Raw genomic sequence first — 18,648 nt, 5'->3', positions numbered from 1 at the left:
CTGAATATAGAAGCATGCGTGGGATACAGAGTCATGCGTGGGAGCGGGCTTGCCCCGCGATGAGGCCGCTACAGCCAACCGCAAGGCCCGACAAAAACCAGAAGAAGGGTAAGGCCATGGACCAGCCAATCAACCGCATCCTCATCGTCGAGGACGACCAGCGCCTCGCCGAGCTCACTGCCGAGTACCTCCAGGCCAATGGCTTCGAGGTGGCGGTGGAGGGTGATGGCGGCCGTGCCGCGCGGCGCATCATCGACAGCCAGCCGGACCTGGTGATCCTCGACCTGATGCTGCCCGGCGAGGACGGCCTGAGCATCTGCCGCCGGGTGCGTGGCCAGTATGGCGGCCCGATCCTCATGCTCACCGCCCGCAGCGATGAGCTGGACCAGATCCAGGGCCTGGACCTGGGCGCTGACGACTATGTGTGCAAGCCGGTGCGCCCCCGCGTGCTGCTGGCGCGCATCAATGCCCTGCTGCGCCGCAGCGAGGCTCCGGAGCGGCGCCAGGAACTGACCTTCGGCCCGCTGCATATAGACAGCCGCCAGCGCGAGGCGCGTCTGGACGGCCAGCTGATCGAGCTGACCGGCGCCGAGTTCGACCTGCTCTGGCTGCTGGCCAGCAACGCCGGGCGGGTGCTGTCCCGCGAGGAGATCTTCACCTCGCTGCGCGGCGTCGGCTACGACGGCCAGGACCGCTCCATCGATGTGCGCATTTCCAAGATCCGCCCCAAGATCGGCGACGACCCGATCACCCCGCGGCTGATCAAGACCCTGCGCAGCAAAGGCTACCTGTTCGTCGGCGAGGCGCCATGAATTCGATCTTCCTGCGCATCTATGGCGGCATGCTCGCAGTGCTGGTACTGGTGGCCGTGCTCGGCGTGCTCAGCCTGCACCTGGTCAACGAGATCCGCGCCGGCCAGCACCGCGAGCGCCTGGCCCAGGGTACCTTCAGCCTGATGGCCGACAACCTGGCGCAGCAGAATGCGGTGGAGCGCACCCGTTCGCTGGTGATCTGGGAGCGCCTGCTCGGCGTGCCGCTGGACCTGCAGCCGCTGTCGGCGTTCAACCTCGACGGTGGGCAGCGGGCGCGGCTGTACCGCGACCTGGTGGTGGTGGAAAAGACCGGCCCGCATGCCGCCCGGGTGTTGCGTCGGGTCGGCCACGAAGACCTGCTGCTGGTGGCCGAGGTCAAGCAGATCAGCGAGCAGTTGGCCCGCGCCACGCTTTATCTATTGGCCGACGAGCTGGTGCGCTACCCGGTGACCGAGCAGCAGGCGCGCCTGGCGCAGCTGCGCCAGAGCAAGGGCTTCGGCTTCGACATTGCCTTGCAGCGCATCGAGCGCGCCGCCCTGGACGACGACCAGCGCCGCCGGGTGGAGGAGGGCGACACGGTGATGGCCCTGGGCCGGGACGGCGATTCGATCCGCGTGTTCGCGGGGCTGTCCGGCTCGCCCTGGGTGCTGGAGATCGGCCCGCTGTACCAGCTCAACCCGTATCCGCCGCAGTTGCTGATCCTGATCGCCTTCCTCGGCCTGTGCCTGATCGGCCTGGTGGTCTACCTGCTGGTGCGTCAGCTGGAGCGGCGCGTGTCGGGCCTGGAGGTGGCGGCCACGCGCATCGCCCAGGGCAGCCTCGACACCCGCGTGCCGGCCGGCGACGCCGACTCGGTGGGGCGTCTGGCCGAGGCCTTCAACGGCATGGCCGAACACCTGCAGCGTTCATTGACCATGCAACGCGAGCTGGTGCGGGCGGTGTCCCACGAGTTGCGCACGCCGGTGGCGCGGCTGCGCTTCGGCCTGGAGATGATCGAGAGCGCCAGCACCGACGAGGCCCGGGCCAAGCACCTGGCCGGCATGGACGGCGATATCCAGGACCTGGACAAGCTAGTCGACGAGATGCTGACCTACGCCCGCCTCGAGCAGGGCGCGCCGGCCTTGCATTTCCAGGTGGTGGACCTGGACGAGCTGCTGGCGCGGGTGATCGAGGAGCTGGCGCCGCTGAGGGCCGATGTGCGGGTGGTGCGCGGAGTGTGCCACGGGCTCGACGGTGGCGACGCCCGGGTCGAGGCCGAGCCGCGCTACCTGCACCGGGCCCTGCAGAACCTGGTGCGCAATGCCATGCGCCATGCCGAATCGGAAGTGCGCCTGAGCTATCAGATCGGCCAGCAGCGCTGTCGCATCGATGTGGAGGATGACGGCCCCGGGATTCCCGAAGGCGTGTGGCACCGCATCTTCACCCCGTTCACCCGTCTCGACGACAGCCGCACCCGGGCTTCGGGCGGGCATGGGCTGGGGCTGTCGATCGTGCGGCGGATCATCTACTGGCACGGCGGCCGCGCCCTGGTCGGGCACAGCGAGCACCTGGGTGGGGCGTGTTTCAGCCTGAGCTGGCCGCGTGAGCAGCCGCGCGACTAGACGCTGATCAAGCTGAGCAGATGGCCGTCCTGCAGGCAGAACTGGCCATCGAGTTCGACGCCGTGCTGCCACTCGGGCGACAGGTCGGTGAGCAGGCGCAGGCGTGCATGGCCGTCGGCGGACCAGGCGAGCAGTTCGGCGTGTTCGAAATAGAAGCGCTGTTTGGTGAGCGGATAGAGGGTCTTGAACAGGCTTTCCTTGAGCGAGAAGGTCAGGGTCACGGCCAGGGCTTGCTGGCTGCGGTCCAGGCGCTCCAGCTCGGCGGGGGTGAGGATTTCCCCGGCCAGGCGTTCGGCGCGCTCTTCGCTGAGCAGGGTTTCCTGGTCCAGGCCCAGGCCACGGCATTGGCCGTCGGCTGCGACAACCGCGGCGGCCCAGCCTTGGCCGTGGGTGATCGAGCCGTGGATGCCGGCGGGCCAGATCGGCGAGCGGTCTTCATGAGTGGCCGGTACATAGTCGCGGCCATCCAGGCGTTGCAGTGCCTCGCGGGCGCAGACCCGGCCGGCCAGGTACTCGGCCTGGCGCTTGGCCACCGAGCGTTGCAGGCTGGCGGTCTGCTCGATGCCGGCGCGCTGGAAGTCGTCGGCGGCCAGGCGGGCCGGGTCGAAGGCGCAGCTGACCAGCACCGCGCCGGGGACAGGGCGGGGCAGCGGCCAGTGGTGCTGGAGCGGGGCGCAGCAGGTGGGGAGTCTGTTCATGGTCGGTATTGTGCCAGTCGCGATAGCTGGCGCAAATCACCGGAACGTCATCGCGGGGCAAGCCCGCTCCCACGAATGGCGTTGTTTTCCGGCGTGGGAGCGGGCTTGCCCCGCGATGAGGCCTTCAGTCAAACGCGATTTTCAAGAACGCCTGCATATCCTTCCACGAGCTCTCGTCAGCCGCCTTGTCATACCCGATATCCGGCCCGCCATGCCCGCCATGCCCCAACCGATCCGCATCCGGGTTGGTAAACCCATGCTTGGCCCCCGGAATCCCGACGAACTGGTAGTCGGCCTTGGCCGCATCCATCTCCGCCTTGAACGCCGTCACCTGCTCCGGGGTAACCATGCTGTCGGCCTCGCCGTGCTCCACCAGGATCTTCGCCCGGACCACCCCGGGCTTGGCCGGGGTCTGGGTCACCAGCGCACCATGGAAGCTCACCACGCCATCGAGCTTCTCGCCCCGGCGCGCCGCATCCAGCACCACCTTGCCGCCAAAGCAGTAGCCGATGGCCGCCAGCTGGTGCTTGTTGGTGTTGGGCTGGATCTTCAACAGCTCAAGCCCGGCGTCGAAGCGCCGGGCAGCGGCTTTCGGATCCTTCATCGCCGCCGCCATGAACGCCTGGGCGTCGGCCGGGTGCTCGGTGTTCTTGCCGTCGCCATACATGTCGATGGCCAGGGCGTTGTAGCCCAGCGCCGCGAGGTCGCGGGCGCGGCGCTTGGCGTAGTCGTTCAGCCCCCACCATTCATGCACCACCACCACGCCCGGGCGCTTGCCCTCGATAGCGTCGTCGTAGGCGTAGTAGCCGACCAGGCGGTTGCCGTCGGCATCCTGGTAGGGAATCTCGCGGGTCTGCACCGCCGCCTGGACAAGGCTGGCGCTGCACAACAAGGCCAGGGCAAGCAGGGTACGCATGGTCGAGCTCCTTCTTCGGTTCGTTCAGCCAAGGTTCAGGCCGGGTTCAGCAGGGGTTCAGGGCGCCCTCCCTACTCTAGCCCCCAGACAGCAACAACGCATCCAACCCGGAGTAACTGAACCATGAAAACCCTCAACACCCTGATCGCCGCCATGGCAGTTTGCGCAGCCGGCCTCACCAGCGTTGCCCAGGCCGATGACAACTTCGCCAGCCTGACCTACGGCCAGACCAGTGACAAAGTGCGCAAGTCCGGCCTGCTGCAACGCAACACCGACGGCCTGAACGCCGACGGCATCATCGGCAAGGACAGCACCTGGGGCGCGCGCCTGGGCAAGATCAACGACCAGGGCCGCTACTACATCACCTACGACAACGTCTCGGGCGATCACAGCGGCGTCAAGCTGCGCCAGGAGAACCTGCTGGGCAGCTACGACCTGTTCCTGCCGGTGGGCGATACCACCAAGCTGTTCGGCGGCGGCAGCCTGGGCATGACCAAGCTGACCCAGGATTCGCCGGGCGCCCGCCGCGATACCGACTACGGTTACGCCGTCGGCCTGCAGGCCGGTGTGATCCAGGAAGTCACCGACAACACCTCGGTGGAGCTGGGCTACCGTTACCTGCGCAGCAACGCCGCCACCGAGATCGGCGCCCACGGCGGGCCGAAGGACGGAACCCTGCGCCTGACCAGCAGCGCGCAGACCTACCTGGCGGCTACCTACAAGTTCTGAGGTCGCTGTTATCCTGTACCGGCCTCTGCATGACCCGTGGGAGCGGGCTTGCCCCGCGATGAGGCCGGTACAGGCATTCCCTATTGAAAGGAGATCCACATGAAATTGCTGGTGGTCGAGGACGAGGCGCTGCTGCGTCATCACCTGTTCACCCGCCTCGGCGAAGGCGGCCATGTGGTACAGGCGGTGGCCAACGCGGAAGAAGCCTTGTACCAGGCCGAGCAGTACAACCACGACCTGGCGGTGATCGACCTGGGCCTGCCGGGCATGAGCGGGCTGGACCTGATCCGCCAGTTGCGCAGCCTCGGCCAGACCTTCCCGATCCTCATCCTCACCGCCCGCGGTAACTGGCAGGACAAGGTCGAGGGCCTGGCCGCCGGCGCCGACGACTATGTGGTCAAGCCGTTCCAGTTCGAAGAGCTGGAGGCCCGCCTGAACGCCTTGCTGCGCCGCTCCAGCGGCTTCACCCAGTCGACCATCGCCGCCGGGCCGCTGGTGCTCGACCTCAACCGCAAGCAGGCGACCCTGGACGAGCAGCCGCTGGCGCTGACCGCCTACGAATACCGCATCCTCGAGTACCTCATGCGCCATCACCAGCAGGTGGTGGCCAAGGACCGGCTGATGGAGCAACTGTACCCGGACGACGAGGAGCGCGACCCGAACGTCATCGAGGTGCTGGTCGGCCGCCTGCGCCGCAAGCTCGAGGGCGACAACGGCTTCAAGCCGATCGACACCGTGCGCGGCCTGGGCTACCTGTTCACCGAGCGCTGCCGATGATCCGTTCGCTGCGGGTGCGCCTGATGCTGGCGGCGGCGTTGCTGGCGCTGCTGTTCATGCTGGCGCTGCTGCCGGCCTTGCAGAAGGCCTTCAGCCTGGCGTTGCAGGAGTCGATCGAGCAGCGCCTGGCCTCGGACGTGACCACCCTGATCTCGGCCGCGCGCATCGAGCGCGGCCAGCTGCAGATGCCGGCGCTGCTGCCGGACGAACGCTACAACCTGCCCTACACCGGCCTGCTCGGCTACATCTTCGACCGCCAGGGCACGTTGGTGTGGCAGTCGCGGGCCACCCGCAACCGCAATATCAACTACCACCCCCGCTATGACGGGCGCGGCAACGAGTTCGCCCGCATTCACCAGGACGACGGCGACGAGTTCTTCGTCTACGACGTCGAGGTCAAGCTGCTCGGCGGCAAGAGCGCGGCGTTCAGTATCGTCGCGCTGCAGCCGGTGCGTGAGTACCAGGACACCCTCAACGGCCTGCGCGAGAAGCTCTACCTGGGCTTCGGCGCGGCGCTGCTGGCGCTGATGGTGCTGCTCTGGGCCGGCCTGACCTGGGGCCTGCGTTCATTGCGCCGGCTCAGCTCCGAACTCGACGACGTGGAGAGCGGGGCGCGGGACGGTCTCAGCCGCGAGCACCCGCGCGAACTGCTGCGCCTGACCGGCTCGCTCAACCGCCTGCTGCGCAGCGAGCGTGAGCAGCGTCAGCGCTACCGCGACTCGCTCGACGACCTGGCGCACAGCCTCAAGACCCCGCTGGCGGTGCTGCAGGGCGTTGGCGAGAGCATGGAGCAGGGCGACCGCGAACAGGCGCGGGTGCTGCAGAGCCAGATCGAGCGCATGAGCCAGCAGATCGACTACCAGCTGCAGCGCGCCAGCCTGCGCAAGAGCGGCCTGGTCCGCCACCAGGTCGAGCTCAGGCCGTTGCTCGACAGCCTGTGCAGCACCTTGGCCAAGGTCTATCGCGACAAGCGCGTCGAGGTCAGCCTCGACATCCCGGCCCTGGCGCGGGTGCCGATGGAGCAGGGCGCCTTGCTGGAGCTCTTGGGCAACCTGCTGGAAAACGCCTACCGGCTATGCCTGGGGCAGGTGCGGGTGAGCCTGCAGCAATCGCCGGGGCTGTTGGCGCTGTGCGTCGAGGACGACGGGCCGGGCGTGCCGCCGGATCAACGCGAGCGGATACTCGAGCGCGGCGAGCGGCTGGACCGCCAGCACCCGGGGCAGGGGATCGGGCTGGCGGTGGTCAAGGACATCATCGACAGCTATGACGCCGAGCTGAGCCTGGGCGATTCGCCGTTGGGCGGGGCTGCGTTCCGCATCGCTTTCCGACTCGATTGATTCTGCCTTTCCAGTGCAGGGGGGGGCGGGGGAGCGGGTTAGCCCCGCGATCCGGCGAAGCCGGTGCCATCCGGCGCAGTCCTCATCGCGGGGCTAGCCCGCTCCCACTGAATACCTCTGAGGCGGATTCCCGCCAACCCACCCTGTACGATTTCCGCCATCGGGCGGAAATCCGCCATTTCCTACGGGGTTCTTCGCCCCGTCCCGGGGCATTCACACCCTGTAATCATTGGCTGTGCACCTCAAGTGGGCACTTTGGCATCGCCCTTGCTATTCAGCTGGCAGAGGCCTGCCCAGGCACTCGCCCACAACGACAAATCCCTCCGGGTACAGGAGGGTTCGCGATTCAGGTGCCCCGACATCCTGGGAAGGATGCGCCGGCCCACTTGAGGAAAAACTAGCCATGACGACTCGTCAGCCGCTGTACAAATCGCTGTATGTCCAGGTGATCGTCGCCATCACCATCGGTATCCTGCTCGGCCACTACTACCCGGAAACCGGCGTAGCCCTCAAACCCCTGGGTGACGGCTTCGTCAAGCTGATCAAGATGGTCATCGCCCCGATCATCTTCTGCACCGTGGTCAGCGGCATCGCTGGCATGCAGAGCATGAAATCGGTCGGCAAGACCGGCGGTTACGCGCTGCTGTACTTCGAGATCGTCTCCACCATCGCCCTGATCATCGGCCTGGTCGTGGTCAACGTGGTCCAGCCGGGCGCCGGCATGCACGTCGACGTCAGCACCCTGAACGCCAGCAGCGTGGCCGCCTACGCCGCCGCCGGCGCGCAGCAGACCACCGTGGGCTTCCTGCTCAACGTCATCCCCAACACCGTGGTCGGCGCCTTCGCCAATGGCGACATCCTGCAAGTGCTGATGTTCTCGGTACTGTTCGGCTTCGCCCTGCACCGCCTGGGCAGCTACGGCAAGCCGGTGCTGGACCTGATCGACCGCTTCGCCCATGTCATGTTCAACATCATCAACATGATCATGAAGCTGGCCCCGATCGGCGCCTTCGGTGCCATGGCCTTCACCATCGGCCAATACGGCGTGGGCTCGCTGGTACAGCTGGGCTACCTGATGGCCTGCTTCTACATCACCTGCGTGCTGTTCATCCTGGTGGTGCTGGGTGGTATCTGCCGCGCCCATGGCTTCAGCGTGATCAAGCTGATCCGCTACATCCGTGAAGAACTGCTGATCGTGCTGGGCACCTCGTCCTCCGAATCGGCCCTGCCGCGCATGCTGGCCAAGATGGAGCGTCTGGGCGCGAAGAAATCCGTGGTTGGCCTGGTGATCCCGACCGGCTACTCGTTCAACCTGGACGGTACCTCGATCTACCTGACCATGGCCGCGGTGTTCATCGCCCAGGCCACCGACACCACCATGGACATCACCCACCAGATCACCCTGCTGCTGGTGCTGCTGGTGGCCTCCAAAGGTGCCGCGGGCGTCACAGGTTCCGGCTTCATCGTGCTGGCCGCGACCCTGTCGGCCGTCGGTCACCTGCCGGTGGCGGGCCTGGCGCTGATCCTGGGTATCGACCGCTTCATGTCCGAAGCCCGCGCCCTGACCAACCTGATCGGCAACGCCGTGGCCACCGTGGTCGTGGCCAAGTGGGTCAAGGAGCTGGACACCGACACCCTGCAGGCGGAACTGGCGTCCGGCGGTTCGCCGCTGGTCGACACCCGTCCGACTGACGACCTGGGCGTGGCCGAAGGCCCGGCGCGTTGATCGACGTGTGAAATGCAAAAAGGCGACCTTCGGGTCGCCTTTTTTGTGTCACTAGCATAAGCCTACCCCCCCTGTAGGAGCGGCCTTGTGCCGCGAAAGGGCCGCAAAGCGGCCCCAGGATTTCAGCGCTGATGCAAATATCGCCGGGGCCGCTGCGCGGCCCTTTCGCGGCACAAGGCCGCTCCTACAGGGACGTGCCCGGTAACTACTCGACGCGGGTTTCGCCGCTGTACACCAGAATCTCCCGGCACCGCCGGCACAGATACCGCCGGCCCTGGTGCACCAGCTTGTGCCGCTGGGCGGTGAACGGAAAGTCGCTCTCCGGGCACGGGCAGCGGTAGATGTAGCGCGTCGCCACCCGCCGCTGCACCTCGTAGTTGTGGCAACGGTTTGGCGGCAGTTCGTACACCCCGCGCATGATCAGCTGCCACTCCTCGCCATGGGCCTGGATGCGGTCACCGAACAGCTGGTGGGCCACCAGGTGGGCGACCTCGTGGGCCACGGTCTGGCGCAGGAAGTCTTCCTGGTTCTCGCGGTACAGCTGCAGGTTGAAGCGCAGCAGGTTCTCGTGCAGGTGGGCGACACCGGCCTTCTGGCCGCGCAGCTTGAAGCTGACCTGCGGGCGCGGAAAGGGGCGTTTGAAGAAGGTTTCGGCTTGCTGGTAACAGGTTTCGACGCGTTGTCTGAGCAGCTCGGGCATGGCGGGGTAGTTCTCCTGACCGGGCATTATGCCGCAGGCACAGGCCGGCTGCCGAGCCGCCGGTCAGGCACACGAAACGAAGCCGCCTTGCGGCGGCCTCGGGTGATGCCCCAGTGTTGGTTGGATCTATAGGTATGCGTCAGTTGGTATAGACGGGCCCCACGCCCAGTCCCCAGATGATCACGGTCGCGGCCATGATCGCCACCAGTACCACCAGGCCCACCGCCAGCACCGAGCTTGAGAACAGGAAGCCTTCATCCGACGGTATGTTCATGAACGTCGGCAAGCCGACATACAACAGGTACACGGTGTAGCAGATGGCCGCCGTGCCGATCAGCATGCCCAGCCACAGGTGCGGGTACAGCGCCGCGAGTCCGCCGATGAATAGCGGGGTGGCGGTGTAGGTGGCGAAGGCGATGCACTGCGCCATGCTCGGGTTGGCGTCGTAGGTGCGCGCCATCCAGTGGATGAAGGCGCCCATCACCGCGACCCCGGCGAGCATCGCCAGGTACGACATGATGCTCATCCACAGCGCGCTTTCCATGGTCAGCATCACCGCCGGCCGTTCGCCGATCACCCAGCCGACCTGGGTGGTGCCGATGAACGCCGAGACGGCGGGGATCGCCGCCAGGATCAGCGTGTGCGTCAGGTACATGTGGCTGATGCTTTCTTCCTCGCCACGGATCTCCCGCCACTCCTGGTCAGGGTGGGTGAACAGCCCTACAACGTGATGAATCATACGGGTCACTCCTATCGTCGTTGCCAAACGCCCCCCGGATGGAGCGCCGATGGCCCGAGGCCAGGACACCAAGTACTGCGCCAATGTGGCCTTATGTCGCAGTATAGGAAGCCGTTCCCCGCGTAAAACCGGGTTTTTAGAGCAAATTGCGCTGTCAGGCGCGGTGCTGATTCCCTTGAAGTCTTTATCGGATTCACCTACTGCGCCGTGCGGTTTGTGCGTAAAATAGCCGGCTTTTGTCACACCTCGCGGATCCAAGCGCTATGGGCACCCTCTCGGTCAACCAGAACAAACTGCAAAAACGCCTGCGTCGTCTCGCCGGCGAAGCCATCACCGACTACAACATGATCGAGGATGGCGACAAGGTCATGGTCTGCCTGTCCGGCGGCAAGGACAGCTACACCATGCTCGACGTTCTGTTGCACCTGCAGAAGGTGGCGCCGATCAAGTTCGACATCGTCGCGGTGAACATGGACCAGAAACAGCCGGGCTTCCCCGAGCACGTGTTGCCGGCTTATCTGAAAGAGCTGGGCGTCGAGTACCACATCGTCGAGAAGGACACCTACTCGGTGGTCAAGGAGCTGGTACCGGAGGGCAAGACCACCTGCTCGCTGTGCTCGCGCCTGCGTCGCGGCACCCTGTACACCTTCGCCGACGAGATCGGCGCGACCAAGATGGCCCTGGGTCACCACCGCGACGACATCGTCGAGACCTTCTTCCTCAACATGTTCTTCAACGGCGCGCTCAAGGGCATGCCGCCGAAGTTGCGCGCCGACGATGGCCGCAACGTGGTGATCCGCCCGCTGGCCTACTGCAGCGAGAAGGACATCCAGGCCTACTCGGACATGAAGGAATTCCCGATCATCCCGTGCAACCTGTGCGGCTCGCAGGAGAACCTGCAGCGCCAGGTGGTCAAGGACATGCTGGTGGAGTGGGAGCGCAAGCACCCGGGTCGCACCGAGAGCATCTTCCGCGCCTTGCAGAACGTCGCGCCGTCGCAGCTGGCCGACCGCAACCTGTTCGATTTCACCAGCCTGAAGATCGACGAGAGCGCCACCCCGCGTTTCCTCGACGTGCTGAACATCTGAGCCCATGCGCGACTATCAGTGGTTGCACGAGTACTGCCTGAACCGCTTCGGTTCGGCCCAGGCGCTGGAAGCCTTCCTGCCGCAGCCGCGCACGCCCGCGCAGCTGCGCGACATCCCTGACGACCGCTACCTGTCGACCCTGGCCTTGCGCGTGTTCCGCGCCGGGCTCAAGCACAGCCTGGTGGACGCCAAGTGGCCGGCGTTCGAGCAGGTGTTTTTCGGTTTCGACCCGCAGAAGGTGGTGCTGATGGGCGCCGAGCACCTGGAGCGGCTGATGCACGACGAGCGCATCATCCGCCACCTGGGCAAGCTCAAGAGCGTGCCGCGCAATGCGCAGATGGTGCTGGACGTGGCCAAGGAGAAGGGCAGTTTCGGCGCGTTCATCGCCGACTGGCCAGAGACCGATATCGTCGGGTTGTGGAAGTACCTGGCCAAGCATGGCAACCAGTTGGGTGGGTTGTCGGCGCCGCGGTTCCTGCGGATGGTCGGCAAGGATACCTTCATTCCCACCGATGACATGGCGGCGGCGCTGATCGCGCAGAAGATCATCGACAAGCCGCCGACCAGCCAGCGTGACCTGGCACTGGTGCAGCAGGCGTTCAACCAGTGGCATGCAGAGAGCGGCCGGCCGCTGTGCCAGTTGTCGGTGATGCTGGCGCATACCGTCAATCATTGAGATCGCGGGGCAAGCCCGCTCCCACGCCCTGTCCCCAATTGCGGGAAGGGGCGTGGGAGCGGCGGTGCGCCGATGCGACTTGCCCCGCGATGGCGTTCAGCTTCCTTCACCCGCCAGGCGCCGCTCCTGCTGGAACTTCCAGCGCACGAACAGCAACCCGCTGACGAACAACCCCAGGCTCACCAGCACCTCGACCCAGCCGAACAGCGCCCGCGCCGGATCGAACGCCGCCAGCACGCCCTTGATGAAGTAGATGTTCACCACGAAGCAGGTCCAGGCATGCGCCCGGGCGCTGCCCATCAGCATGCCCGGCAGCAAGAGCAGCAGGGGGATCAGCTCGATGGCCATGATCACCTCGACCCGCGCCCCGTGCAGGTCGGCGAACCACAGGTTGTTCACCACCAGCAGGGCGATCAGGCCGAAGAAGCAGGCCAGGCTCAGGGCGCGGGTAAAGCGCACCCGCGGGGCCAGCCAGTCCAGTGGCGGCAAGACCTTGGGCTTTCTAGCCACGTTCGCCACCCAGGGCCTTGGCCGTCTTCGCCAGGCGCTGCCCGAGCGCGCGGCACAGGGTGATCTCGTGCGGGTCCAGCTCACGCTTGCCGTCGGCGCCGGCATGGTGGCTGGCACCGTACGGCGTGCCGCCGCCACGGGTTTCCAGCAGCGCCGATTCGCTGTAGGGCAGGCCGGTGACCAGCATGCCGTGGTGCATCAGCGGCAGCAGCATCGACAGCAGGGTGGTCTCCTGGCCGCCGTGCAGGCTGGCGGTGGAGGTGAACACCGCCGCCGGCTTGCCCACCAGCTCGCCGCCCAGCCACAGACTGCTGGTGCCGTCGAGGAAGTACTTGAGCGGCGCGGCCATGTTGCCGAAGCGGGTCGGGCTGCCCATGGCCAGGCCCGCGCAATGGCGCAGGTCATCGAGGGTGGCGTACAGCGCGCCGCTGGCCGGGATGTCCGGGGCCACGGCTTCGCATTCGGTGGAGATCGCCGGCACGGTGCGCAGGCGCGCCTCCAGGCCGGCCATCTCGACGCCGCGGGCGATATGCCGGGCCATCTCGCTGGTCGAGCCGTGGCGGCTGTAGTACAGCACCAGAATGTAGGGTTCGCTCACGGCAGGATCTCCAGGACCTTCTCCGGCGGGCGGCCGACAACGGCCTTGTCACCGGCCACCAGAATCGGGCGCTCGATCAGCTTGGGATGCTCGGCCATGGCCTTGATCAGCTGGGCGTCGCTCAGGGCCGGGTTGGCCAGGTCGAGGGCCTTGTATTCGTCTTCGCCGGTGCGCAGCAGCTGGCGCGCGCCGATGCCCAGCTTGGCCAGCAGCTGTTCGAGGGTGGCGGCGTCCGGCGGGGTCTCGAGGTAGCGCACGATGGTCGGCGCCAGGCCGCGTGCCTCGAGCAGTTCCAGGGCGCCGCGGGATTTCGAGCAGCGCGGGTTATGATAGAGGGTCAGATCGGTCATGACGGGTCGCATCCAGCTGGGTGTGGCGGCTATTCTAACCGCAGCGACCGACTTCAATGCTTGAAAACTTCGAGAAGGATTGACCCATGGCAAGGCGTTTGGCAGCTGCACTGGCCATCACCGCGAGCCTGTTGCTCGGCGGCTGCGGTGCGGACTACGGCGTGGACCAGCACGGCAACACGGTAAAGGCCGAACAGATCGACGGGCACTGGCTGGTGCTCAACTACTGGGCCGAATGGTGTGGCCCGTGCCGTACGGAAATCCCTGAACTCAATGCCGCCGCCAAGCAGTGGGAGGCACAGGGCATTCGCGTGGTGGGGGTGAACTTCGATGGTCTGCAGGGGCCGGACCTGAAAGCCGCCGCCGATACCCTGGGCATCGGTTTCACCGTGCTGGCCCAGGACCCGGCCGAGCGCTACGAGCTGCCGCGCAGCGAGGCGCTACCGGTGACCTACATCATCGATGACAAGGGCAAGGTGCGTGAGCAACTGATGGGCGAGCAGACGCTTGAAGGGTTGCAGGCGAAGATCAGGGCGCTCAAGGGCGGCGCCTGAGTTCCAGCATCGCGGGGCAAGCCCGCTCCCACGTGGGAGCGGGCTTGCCCCGCGATGGTTTCAGCCTTCCTCAGGCCAGAACCGTAGCGGCTTGCCTTCAACCGGCCAGAAGCGGATCTGCTCGATCGGCGACACATCCCAGCGCTGCACCGTTTCCAGCGCCTGCAGGAAGCGTTTTTCCTGGTCCATCAGCGCTGGCGCGCACAGCTTGCGGGTCTTGCCGACCTTGCCGAAGCTGATGCGCTCGCCATCCAGTGTGTAAGGCGCGAACCAGTGGTTGCAGCCGCCGTTGCCATAGGCGCGACCATCGCTGGCCAGGGTCAGTGTCAGGTGGCTGTAGTCGATCAGCGGGCGCTCACCGATCCACTCCAGCACGTAGCTCTGCTCCTGCTGCAGCTTCGAGGGTTGTGCGGCGCAGCCCATCAGGCCGCAGGCGATCAGCGCGCCGGTCAGCAGCTGTTTCACTCAACCACGCTCCCGGCACTGCGGGCACAGGTGCTTGTCGCCCTTGCTCGCCCAGCCCAGTTCCTGGATACGCGCGCTGGCGGCCGGGGCCTGGCCCTTCTTGCCCAGCTTGGCGTCGTTGGCGAACTCGAAGTCCAGCACCGCGTCGCAGCTGTCGCACTTGACCTGCCAGTTGAGGATTTCCAGCTCGTTGAACGCCGGGCCCTGGGCCACGGCGACCCACTGGCCGTGCGGGTTGATCAGGTGGCGCACGGTCTCGACGGTCAGGCGCATGGACAGGTCTTTGCTGCCCTTGAGGGTGACCAGCAGGACGTCGCCCTTCTGGATCGAGCCGCCGTTGCCGGTGACCTGATAACGGCCCGGCACCAGCGCGCGGCACTCGATCAGGGTGTGTTGCGGGTTGAAAAGGGTGTAGCGGAAATCGTGTTCGACCATGGGTCCTCCAAAATTGCCGCGTATCCTAGCATCAACCGTTTACAAGATTGTGTGGATTGCCTGCCGCCCAGCGGTTGATGTTGTCCAGGGTGGTCGCGGCGATGGCGTCCAGGGCCTCGCGGGTGAGGAAGGCCTGGTGGGCGGTGACGATCACGTTGGGGAAGGTCAGCAGGCGTGCCAGCACGTCATCCTGCAGCGGCAGGTCGGAACGGTCCTCGAAGAACAGCTGCGCCTCCTCTTCATACACATCGAGCCCCAGGTAGCCGAGCTGGCCGCTCTTGAGCGCGTCGATCAGCGCCGGGGTGTCGACCAGCGCGCCGCGGCCGGTGTTGATCAGCATGGCGCCGGGCTGCAACTGCGCCAGGCTCTGGGCGTTGATCAGGTGGCGGGTGTGCTCGGTCAGCGGGCAGTGCAGGCTGATGATGCGTGCCTGGCGCAACAGCTCGGGCAGTTCCAGGTAGCGGGCGCCGAGGGCGACCAGCTCGGGGTTGGGGTAGGGGTCGTAGGCCAGCAGCTGGCAGCCGAAGCCGGCCATGATGCGGGCGAAGGCGGCGCCGATCTGGCCGGTGCCGACCACGCCGACGGTCTTGCCATGCAGGTCGAAGCCGGTCAGCCCGTGCAGGGTGAAGTCGCCTTCGCGGGTACGGTTGTAGGCCCGGTGCAAACGGCGGTTGAGGGCCAGGATCAGGGCCACGGCGTGCTCGGCGACGGCGTGGGGCGAGTAGGCCGGGACGCGGACCACGGTCAGGCCCAGGCGCTGCGCCGCGGCCAGGTCGACATGGTTGTAGCCGGCCGAGCGCAGGGCGATCAGGCGCGTGCCGCCGGCGGCCAGGCGCTCCAGCACCGGGGCGTCGAGCTCGTCGTTGATGAAGGCGCAGACCACCTCGAAGCCCTGGGCCAGGGGCGCGGTATCGAGGGTCAGGCGGGCGGGCTGGTAGTGCAGCTCCACGCTGCCCGCACTGGCGGCGCGGGTGAAGCTTTCCTGGTCGTAGTGTTGGCTGCTGAACAACAGGGCGCGCATGGTCTGAGTCCTATCTGAAATGCCACCAGTCTAGCCATAGGGCTGGTTTTGGCGTTGACCTGTGTCTCCTACGCGCTCTGGCGCGCCTGCTCGGCCAGTCGGTTGATGGCCTGGTCCAGTTCGTCCAGGGCCTGCAACGCCTGGGGGCTGTCCTGCTTGAGCAAGGTTTCGCTGCGCTGGCAGGCCGCCCGCAACTGCGGCACGCCGCAATAGCGCGAGGCGCCGTTGAGCCGGTGCACGCGCTCGATCATCGCCGTGCGGTCGGCGGCATTGCGCGCGGCCAGGATGGCTTCGCGGTCGGATTCCAGCGAGGCCAGCAGCATGGCCAGCATGTCCGCCGCCAGGTCTGGCTTGCCGGCCGCCAGGCGCAGGCCTTCCTCCGGGTCGAGCACCTTCAGCTCGCTGCTGTCGGGCAGGCGTTCGCTGGCGCGCTCCGGTGGCGGTGAGCCCAGGCTCAGGCCGGTCCACTTCATCACCACTTGGGACAGCTGGCGCTCGCTGATCGGCTTGGTCAGGTAGTCGTCCATGCCGCTGTGCAGCAGGGCGCGTTTTTCGTTGGCCATGGCGTGGGCGGTGAGGGCCACGATCGGCAGGGGTGGGCCGCTCTGGCTGCTTTCCCACTGGCGGATCTGCTCGGTGCAGGCGCGACCGTCCATGCCGGGCATCTGTACATCCATCAGTATCAGGTCGAAGGGTTCGTCCTGCACGGCCTGTACCGCGCCGTAGCCGTTGTCCACCGCCAGCACCTCGGCGCCCATGCCTTCGAGCAGGGTCTGCACCAGCAGCAGGTTGGCCGGGTTGTCGTCGACGCAGAGGATCTTCGGCATGCGCTGGCCACCCTGGTTGCGCTGCTCGCACACTGGGCGGCGCGGCTGCACCAGTTCCAGCAGCAGGCGGCGCAGCTTGCGGGTGCAGGTCGGCTTGGCCAGCAGTTGGCCATGGGCATTGGGCAGGTAAGGGTGGTAGAGCGGCTGCTCGGTGGTCGGGCAGAGCACCACGCACTGGCAGCCGAGGCGTTCGAGCTGCTGGTGGTACTGGCCCAGCTGTTCCGGGGCCAGGCTGCCCAGGTTGACCCCGAGCACGGCGAACTCGAACGGCTGCCCGGCCTGGCTGGCGGCCTGCACGCCTTGCAGCAGCTGGTCGCAGGAGGCGAACACGCTGACCGCCAGGCCGCAGTCCTCCAGTTGGTGCTCCAGCGCCTGGCGTGCCAGGTCGTGGCCGTCGACGATGGCCACGCGGCGGCCGAGCAGGGCCTGGGCGGGTTGTTCCTCGGCGTCGTCGTGGGCCTTGGGCAGGTTGAGACTGATCCAGAACTGCGAGCCTTCGCCGGGCGTGCTGTCGACGCCGATCTCGCCGCCCATCTGCTCGATCAGGCGCTTGGAGATCACCAGCCCCAGGCCGGTGCCGCCGGGCTGGCGCGACAGTGAGTTGTCGGCCTGGCTGAAAGCCTGGAACAGGGTGCGCACATCCTGGGGCGAGAGGCCGATGCCGGTGTCCTGAACGCTGATGCGCAGTTGCACGCTGTCTTCCTGTTCGTCCTCGAGCATGGCGCGCACGACGATGGTGCCTTCGCGGGTGAACTTGATGGCGTTGCTCACCAGGTTGGTGAGGATCTGCTTGAGCCGCAGCGGGTCGCCCACCAGCGACAGCGGCGTGTCGCGGTAGACCAGGCTGAGCAGTTCCAGCTGCTTGGCGTGGGCGGCCGGGGCGAGGATGGTCAGGGTGTCCTGGATCAGGTCGCGCAGGTTCAGCGGGATGCTGTCGAGCACCAGCTTGCCGGCCTCGATCTTAGAGAAGTCGAGGATCTCGTTGATGATCCCCAGCAGGTTGTCGGCGGACTTCTCGATGGTGCCGAGGTAGTCGAGCTGGCGCGGGGTCAGCTCGCTCTTCTGCAACAGGTGGGTGAAGCCGAGGATGCCGTTGAGCGGGGTGCGGATCTCGTGGCTCATGTTGGCGAGGAACTCGGACTTGATGCGGCTGGCCTCCAGGGCCTCCTTGCGCGCCATGTCCAGCTCGATGTTCTGGATCTCGATGGTCTCCAGGTTCTGGCGCACGTCCTCGGTGGCCTGGTCGATGCTGTGCTGCAGCTCTTCGTGGGCGCTGTGCAGGGTCTCGGCCATGCGGTTGATGCCGGCGGCCAGCTCATCGAGCTCATGGCTGCCCATGGCCGGCAGGCGCTCGTCCAGGTGGCCGTCCTTGAGCTGGTTGACCGCGTGCTTGATGCGGTTGATCGGGTTGTTGATGGTGCGGCTCATGCTTAGGGCCAGCAACGCGGTCAGGCTCAGGCAGGCGAGGATCAGCAGCAGGCTGGTGAACAGGTTGCGGTAGCCGCGCAGCAGGGTGCCGTCATGGGACAGCTCGATTTCCACCCAGCCGAGCAGGCGCTCGGCCTCGGCGGGCACGGCGTCGGTGGCCAGGTCGCGGTGATGGCCGAACACCGGCATCAGGTAGCGGGTGGCGTCGTTGCCCGTGCGCTGCAGCAGCTGCGTGCCGGTGCCGCCGCTGGGCGGCTGGTTGAGCATGCTCGGGCCGGCGTGGGCCAGGCGCGTGCGGTCGGCGGCGAGGAACGCCACGGCGCGCACGTCGGCCTGCTCCAGGGCCTGGGCGGCGATGCGCTCCAGTTGCGCCGGGGCCTGGCGGGCGAGGGCCGGTGCCGCCAAAGGCGCCAGCTGCTCGGCGATCATCTTGCCGCGCTGCAGCAGTTGCGTGCGCAGGTCGCTCTGTTGCAGCCAGGTGAAGTAACTGCCCAGTACCAGGGCCATCAGGCTGGCGGGCAGCAAGGCCAGCAGCAGGACGCGGCTGCGGATTCCCAAACGGTCGAGCACACCTGTCTCCTGTCATGTGCTGTTAAAGGCGCGGTTCGCGCATCAGCGGGAACGTTACTCTGCGCTGAGGGGTAATGCACAGGATTTGTAG

General features: G+C 66.6%; 20 protein-coding genes. 9 read left to right on the top strand and 11 right to left on the bottom strand.

From position 1 onward, the window contains the following. Window positions 1-116 precede the first annotated feature (116 nt). On the top strand, window positions 117-812 hold the full coding sequence (locus tag K2O50_RS20220) for a response regulator transcription factor (protein ID WP_050704268.1): 696 nt from the start codon (window positions 117-119) through the stop codon (window positions 810-812). Further along, complete coding sequence (locus K2O50_RS20215; RefSeq protein WP_050704269.1) at window positions 809-2,413, top strand: ATP-binding protein; 1,605 nt, start codon at window positions 809-811, stop codon at window positions 2,411-2,413. Before K2O50_RS20220 ends, K2O50_RS20215 begins: the two co-directional genes overlap by 4 nt. Here K2O50_RS20215 and K2O50_RS20210 read toward each other — a convergent pair. Both K2O50_RS20210 and K2O50_RS20205 read right to left on the bottom strand, forming a co-directional pair. Next, window positions 2,410-3,111 (bottom strand): 4'-phosphopantetheinyl transferase, encoded by a 702-nt coding sequence (locus tag K2O50_RS20210; RefSeq protein WP_050704270.1) that lies wholly within the window; start codon window positions 3,109-3,111, stop codon window positions 2,410-2,412. The genes K2O50_RS20215 and K2O50_RS20210 overlap by 4 nt on opposite strands. 124 nt (window positions 3,112-3,235) lie before the next feature. Further along, window positions 3,236-4,027: a dienelactone hydrolase family protein gene (locus K2O50_RS20205; RefSeq protein WP_050704271.1), complete on the bottom strand. Its 792-nt coding sequence runs from the start codon at window positions 4,025-4,027 to the stop codon at window positions 3,236-3,238. A gap of 123 nt (window positions 4,028-4,150) precedes the next feature. Between K2O50_RS20205 and K2O50_RS20200 the strand changes: the two genes are divergently transcribed. The 4 genes from K2O50_RS20200 to K2O50_RS20185 all read left to right on the top strand — a co-directional run bounded on the left by K2O50_RS20200 (window position 4,151) and on the right by K2O50_RS20185 (window position 8,596). Beyond that, on the top strand, window positions 4,151-4,756 hold the full coding sequence (locus tag K2O50_RS20200) for an outer membrane protein (protein WP_050704272.1): 606 nt from the start codon (window positions 4,151-4,153) through the stop codon (window positions 4,754-4,756). 99 nt (window positions 4,757-4,855) lie between these two features. Continuing rightward, the gene (locus K2O50_RS20195; RefSeq protein ID WP_028690933.1) at window positions 4,856-5,533 is read left to right on the top strand and encodes a response regulator; all 678 of its coding nucleotides are present in this window, start codon (window positions 4,856-4,858) and stop codon (window positions 5,531-5,533) included. Continuing rightward, window positions 5,530-6,870, top strand: coding sequence for an ATP-binding protein (locus K2O50_RS20190; protein WP_050704273.1), 1,341 nt, complete (start codon window positions 5,530-5,532; stop codon window positions 6,868-6,870). The genes K2O50_RS20195 and K2O50_RS20190 overlap by 4 nt, the downstream gene beginning before the upstream one ends. A gap of 403 nt (window positions 6,871-7,273) precedes the next feature. Beyond that, the gene (locus K2O50_RS20185) at window positions 7,274-8,596 is read left to right on the top strand and encodes a dicarboxylate/amino acid:cation symporter (protein ID WP_028690931.1); all 1,323 of its coding nucleotides are present in this window, start codon (window positions 7,274-7,276) and stop codon (window positions 8,594-8,596) included. Between the two features lie 205 nt (window positions 8,597-8,801). Here K2O50_RS20185 and K2O50_RS20180 read toward each other — a convergent pair whose 3' ends face one another. Both K2O50_RS20180 and K2O50_RS20175 read right to left on the bottom strand, forming a co-directional pair. Then, window positions 8,802-9,296 carry a SprT family zinc-dependent metalloprotease gene (locus tag K2O50_RS20180; RefSeq protein ID WP_050704523.1) on the bottom strand — a complete coding sequence of 165 codons (495 nt, stop codon included), beginning with the start codon at window positions 9,294-9,296 and terminating at the stop codon, window positions 8,802-8,804. Window positions 9,297-9,435: 139 nt separating this feature from the next. Next, window positions 9,436-10,035, bottom strand: a complete 600-nt coding sequence (locus tag K2O50_RS20175) for a Yip1 family protein (protein ID WP_028690929.1) — start codon at window positions 10,033-10,035, stop codon at window positions 9,436-9,438. 263 nt (window positions 10,036-10,298) lie between these two features. Between K2O50_RS20175 and ttcA the strand changes: the two genes are divergently transcribed. Both ttcA and K2O50_RS20165 read left to right on the top strand, forming a co-directional pair. Then, complete coding sequence (gene ttcA, locus K2O50_RS20170; protein WP_011532643.1) at window positions 10,299-11,123, top strand: tRNA 2-thiocytidine(32) synthetase TtcA; 825 nt, start codon at window positions 10,299-10,301, stop codon at window positions 11,121-11,123. A 4-nt stretch (window positions 11,124-11,127) separates the two neighbouring features. After that, on the top strand, window positions 11,128-11,799 hold the full coding sequence (locus tag K2O50_RS20165) for a DNA-3-methyladenine glycosylase I (protein ID WP_050704524.1): 672 nt from the start codon (window positions 11,128-11,130) through the stop codon (window positions 11,797-11,799). Window positions 11,800-11,895: 96 nt separating this feature from the next. On the opposite strand, the gene K2O50_RS20160 is transcribed toward K2O50_RS20165, so the two are convergent. Genes K2O50_RS20160 through arsC form a run of 3 tightly spaced genes read right to left on the bottom strand, consistent with a single transcriptional unit; the run spans window position 11,896 to window position 13,257 of the window. Then, the gene (locus tag K2O50_RS20160) at window positions 11,896-12,309 is read right to left on the bottom strand and encodes a DUF2069 domain-containing protein (RefSeq protein ID WP_050704562.1); all 414 of its coding nucleotides are present in this window, start codon (window positions 12,307-12,309) and stop codon (window positions 11,896-11,898) included. Then, a complete protein-coding gene (gene wrbA / locus K2O50_RS20155; protein ID WP_050704525.1) occupies window positions 12,302-12,907 on the bottom strand; it encodes an NAD(P)H:quinone oxidoreductase in 606 nt (201 codons plus the stop codon). Before wrbA ends, K2O50_RS20160 begins: the two co-directional genes overlap by 8 nt. Next, window positions 12,904-13,257: an arsenate reductase (glutaredoxin) gene (gene arsC, locus K2O50_RS20150; protein WP_050704526.1), complete on the bottom strand. Its 354-nt coding sequence runs from the start codon at window positions 13,255-13,257 to the stop codon at window positions 12,904-12,906. The genes wrbA and arsC overlap by 4 nt, the downstream gene beginning before the upstream one ends. An 86-nt stretch (window positions 13,258-13,343) precedes the next feature. Here arsC and K2O50_RS20145 point away from each other — a divergent pair, with 86 nt between their 5' ends. Next, a complete protein-coding gene (locus tag K2O50_RS20145) occupies window positions 13,344-13,811 on the top strand; it encodes a TlpA disulfide reductase family protein (RefSeq protein ID WP_028690924.1) in 468 nt (155 codons plus the stop codon). A gap of 60 nt (window positions 13,812-13,871) precedes the next feature. Here K2O50_RS20145 and K2O50_RS20140 read toward each other — a convergent pair whose 3' ends face one another. The 4 genes from K2O50_RS20140 to K2O50_RS20125 form a co-directional block, all read right to left on the bottom strand. Then, window positions 13,872-14,276, bottom strand: coding sequence for an META domain-containing protein (locus tag K2O50_RS20140; protein ID WP_050704527.1), 405 nt, complete (start codon window positions 14,274-14,276; stop codon window positions 13,872-13,874). Then, on the bottom strand, window positions 14,277-14,711 hold the full coding sequence (locus K2O50_RS20135) for a hypothetical protein (RefSeq protein ID WP_028690922.1): 435 nt from the start codon (window positions 14,709-14,711) through the stop codon (window positions 14,277-14,279). A 31-nt stretch (window positions 14,712-14,742) separates the two neighbouring features. After that, a complete protein-coding gene (locus tag K2O50_RS20130) occupies window positions 14,743-15,732 on the bottom strand; it encodes a 2-hydroxyacid dehydrogenase (RefSeq protein WP_050704528.1) in 990 nt (329 codons plus the stop codon). 68 nt (window positions 15,733-15,800) lie between these two features. Next, window positions 15,801-18,557, bottom strand: coding sequence for a response regulator (locus tag K2O50_RS20125; protein ID WP_050704529.1), 2,757 nt, complete (start codon window positions 18,555-18,557; stop codon window positions 15,801-15,803). Window positions 18,558-18,648: the final 91 nt, after the last annotated feature.

Origin of the sequence: Pseudomonas sp. 2hn, assembly GCF_019646095.1 — a bacterium.
In the GTDB taxonomy this organism is placed as follows: Bacteria; Pseudomonadota; Gammaproteobacteria; order Pseudomonadales; family Pseudomonadaceae; genus Aquipseudomonas; species Aquipseudomonas peradeniyensis.
This window is presented reverse-complemented; position numbering and strand designations above follow the sequence as displayed.